Here is a 3878-nt window from a genome sequence, read left to right on the forward strand (position 1 = left end):
AAGGGTTTTCATTGAAGGGTGAAATTTCCGGCGCCGCTGCTGGGGAACCATTTCACCGTATTTGAGAACCTACAGGTTCTGTAGGTTCTCACTCACCTTGAAATTTTTCTCACATCGGTGAAATAAATTTCTCAAGAACGGTGAAATGAACCTACCACCACCTGCGTATTACACCCATAGATGACCAGTTAGCCCATTTCTTCTTGACCATCCGGTCCGACAATGTAACGCGCCGGAGTTGATCGATTACCGACGTTCAAGCTGTCGACAACGGGAAGACAGGAAAAAGTACAGCGGCCGCCCGTGGCGACAGGCCGCGGACAAGTGCTCGACCCAACCTGTCCCACGCATCGACCCGACTCGCTCGCTACAGCAAAGAGGTACTCGCCGGGGGTGGCCGCAATCTGAACGCTGGCGCGCGGGCCATGTTCGAAGAGGGTCTGCGCTCGCCGGGCACCGAGGAAACCGCGGTGTTCCGAGCTTTCGCCCATACCGTCGACGAAGGTAAGGATGGGTTCGTGGTGCTGGACACAGCGCCGACCGGCCACACCCTCCTCTTGCTTCACGCGGGTGCTCATCGTAACGCTGCCCGAAGCAACGCCAGTCCACGAGGCCGAACGCCTTCAGTTCGACCTGCAGCGCGCGGGGATCAGGCCCTACGGCTGGGTGATCAATCAATCCCTGCTTGCAAGCGGCACACGTCACCCGTTGCTTGCCCAGCGCGCGAGCTACGAGTTGCCTTCATCCGGCGTGTCGCCAACGAATTCGCGCAACGCTAGACAATGGTGCCGTGGCTCGTCGAACCACCGGTTGGGCTCGGGGACTGCAGCAGGCGTATGATGTCGGGATCATTGCACTTCATCGTGTGGTGGGCGCCATAATACGATGCTATCGTATCCAAAAATCCGATACGCAGGAAAATTGATGGCACATGGGTCTTACTTCTCCTCGAAAAATGATGCAACGGCTGCCTGGCAGGCTTTGCTCGGTCAGGTCGAAGCCGTTCGCCGCGGCTGGTTGGACGATGGCCTGCTCGTGACGCCGGCCGAACTGGCGCGTGCATGGGGACAAGCGCCCAGCGCACTGGAAGCCTTGCACGAGCGCGGCGAGCTCTTCAGGATCAGGATCGGCCGGGGCTGGTATTACCCTGCCGCGTTCAAGAGTCTGGAGGAGGAAGAGGTCATTGCTGTCTGTCGCGCATTGAGAGGCGACGATACCTCGGCGAAGTTCATATTCTGGAACCGGCGACACAGCGGCCTGGACGGACTGACTGTGGCAGAAGCACTTCGAGGCAAGCAGGCCGCGAAAGTCCGCTGCCTAGCTGCAGGGTGGTCTGCAGAGCGCGGGCTGATGGCTTGCGCACGCATGCGCTGACGCCCTAGCTACGGTGACGACGGGCGTTTTTTTGGCGTATCCCGGCGGTAGCGATGGGTTTGCATGCGGATGCAGATGATCGGCATCCGCATGGACTGCAGGTTTGGATGGGCAGCATCTCGGTTGCACCGCTGCCGCCTGGGAGCGCTAGTGTTAAGAGGGGGGCTCCGCCAACTTGGTCCCGTCATTCTCGAAATAGAGATCCAGCGCTTCTTGGAGATTCGCTGCGGCTTCCTGTTCGGTTCGGCAGTCGCTCGCTACCTCGGCATTGACGCAACGGGCAACGAACGCGCCTTCTTCTTTGAACAGGACATAGTTCAGCCTACGTTTCGTGCAACTCATAGCGACTCCATCTGAACTCGACCGCATCGCCTGAAGCGATGTTTGTGTCCCCTTACAGCACGGTTTTCTGGCGCGTCCTTTGAAGCCTACCGGCATGTGCTGACTTTTAATGTTGGTCATGACCGATGGAGTGATTGGCCAGATTGTCGGAGCGTCTGGGCAAGAACAGCGGAATGCGCGTGAGGCAGTCATGAGTGGCCAGGCTCCACACTCAGGCAGCTAACCAGGACGGATGGCGCTGCTCAGCAGCCTCCCTCGTCCCATTTCCATTGGCTCGAGGCCTGGAAGCAGAGCTTGCTGCCGTCATCGTAGGTTCGCCAGCAGTCCCCATTTATGCAGCGGGTGTTGCAGGTGACAACACCCGGGCGTTTGGCAGGCCGGGCTGGGAACATCGAGTCCTGGCCGGAGGCCTGTGACGCTTTCGTCGAGGATTTCTTCTTGCTCTGTGCGGACTGTCTTGCGAGATAGTCATCGATCGGCTTGTCGAAACTCTCCTGCCGGCCCATTTCGGCCAGGATTGTCTGTGCGTCCTTGAACTGCTCTTTGGATATCTCGCGGAAGATAGCATCACGAGCCGTGATGATCTGCGGCACAGAACCCTCCTCGTCGAGCTTGGCAGCGAGTTCGAAGAGCACTAGGGAAACGCTGATCAATGCCGCCTTCCGGCATCGCTGCGTCGTTGCAGCGATCTGATTTTCACGATGCGGCAATGTCAGTTCTGATTCATCTCGTTTTCGAGGCCCTCAACCTGGTTTTCGCCCCTTTTGGGGCCGTTGTCCGCACTCAAGGCGCACTCATCCCCGCGCCCTGCAACGCCATGAGGCGCTTCTTGGCCAGCACCAGGTTGGCCAGCCCAAACAGGCTGTACAACTGCGCTTCGTTCTTGGCCAGTCCCTTGTAGCGCGTCTTCTTGTAGCGAAACAGGTTCTTGAGCACGTGGAACGGATGCTCGACCCGTGCCCGTAGCTGCGCCTTCACGCGCTCCAGCGCCCGCGTCAGCTCCTTGAGCGTGCCCTCGGCCATCTTGGTGACCGTGCTGCGCCGCTTGGCCACGCTCCATTCGATGTCGCTGCGAATCTTGCCCGTAGCCTGCGCCTGCAATATCTCCTCGCGCTTGGCTACGCCGGTGTAGCCCGCATCCAGGAACGCTTGGCTCTCCTGACCATGCAGCACCTCATGGGCATGCGCCACATCGCTCTCGTTGGCCGCTGTGGTGTGCAGGCTGTGCACCAGCCCGGAGTCGGCGTCGGCGCCGATGTGCGCCTTCATGCCGAAGTGCCATGCATTGCCTTTCTTGCTCTGGTGCATCTCGGGGTCGCGCGCGTGCGCCTTGTTCTTGGTGGATGGCGGCGCGGCGATGATGGTGGCATCCACCATCGTGCCCTCGCGCAGCAGCAGGCCGCGCTCGGCCAGGTGGGCGTTGATGCCCTCGAACAACCGTGCCGTCAGGGCATGTTCTTCGAGCAGGCGGCGAAACTTCAGCAGCGTGCTCGCGTCCGGCACCGTCTCGCGCGACAGGTCAATGCCCACGAATTCGCGCATCGACTGGCTGTCGTAGATCGCATCCTCCAGCGCCTCGTCGGCCAGGCCGAACCATTGCTGCAGGAAGTACATGCGCAGCATGCGCGCCACGCCCACGGGCTGGCGCCCGACCCTGCCTGCCGTCGGGTATTTCGGCTCGATCAGTGCCTGCAGCCGCGCCCAGGGCACCACCTGCTCCATCTCGCCGAGAAACTTCTCGCGGCGCGTCACGCGCTTTTTCTGCGCGAACTCGTAGCTGGCAAAGCTCAGCTGCTTGGGTGATTGAGGGCGGTGTTTCATGGGCTTCTACGCACGCAGGATTCGGGCCACATTGATCAGCGTTTCCCTAGACCTGTACTCACGCAAAGATCAGGAAGGGGTCAGGTACCCCTCAAAATTGCTTTGGAGCGGTATCTTCCGAGGTCTTTCAGTAGCCTGCTAGAAGCACAAAGGGGTAGCGGGTTTGATGACCGATTTTAGTAATGAATATTCATCCAGAGTCAGGCTGTATACCGGTTTTGAGGCTTTCGCTTCACCAATTTAGACCGCAGGTGCCAGATGCCTGTGTGAATTGCCCCGGGTTTTGCGGAGGCTCCAACTCTTGAGAAGATGGAGCCATGAAGAAGACGACGAAGTTCTCC

The 3878-nt window shown here is 59.6% G+C and carries 4 protein-coding genes; 2 read left to right on the forward strand and 2 right to left on the reverse strand.

Annotated elements, in window-relative coordinates:
* Positions 1-404: 404 nt before the first annotated feature.
* Positions 405-779, forward strand: a complete 375-nt coding sequence (locus C666_RS20055) for an ArsA-related P-loop ATPase (RefSeq protein WP_245603962.1) — start codon at positions 405-407, stop codon at positions 777-779.
* A gap of 145 nt (positions 780-924) precedes the next feature.
* Complete coding sequence (locus tag C666_RS18715) at positions 925-1374, forward strand: hypothetical protein (RefSeq protein WP_004348520.1); 450 nt, start codon at positions 925-927, stop codon at positions 1372-1374.
* A 584-nt stretch (positions 1375-1958) separates the two neighbouring features.
* Here the strand turns inward: C666_RS18715 and C666_RS18725 are convergent.
* Positions 1959-2369, reverse strand: coding sequence for a hypothetical protein (locus C666_RS18725; RefSeq protein WP_004348523.1), 411 nt, complete (start codon positions 2367-2369; stop codon positions 1959-1961).
* A 130-nt stretch (positions 2370-2499) separates the two neighbouring features.
* A complete protein-coding gene (locus C666_RS18730) occupies positions 2500-3537 on the reverse strand; it encodes an IS5 family transposase (RefSeq protein WP_004348525.1) in 1038 nt (345 codons plus the stop codon).
* Positions 3538-3878 lie beyond the last annotated feature (341 nt).

It is taken from the genome of Thauera linaloolentis 47Lol = DSM 12138, from assembly GCF_000310205.1.
Lineage (GTDB): Bacteria > Pseudomonadota > Gammaproteobacteria > Burkholderiales > Rhodocyclaceae > Thauera > Thauera linaloolentis.

Coding starts and splice junctions, on each gene's coding strand:
- C666_RS18730 (WP_004348525.1), bottom strand. CDS start 3,537: ATGAAACACCGCCCTCAATCACCCAAGCAGCTGAGCTTTGCCAGCTAC.
- C666_RS18715 (WP_004348520.1), top strand. CDS start 925: ATGGCACATGGGTCTTACTTCTCCTCGAAAAATGATGCAACGGCTGCC.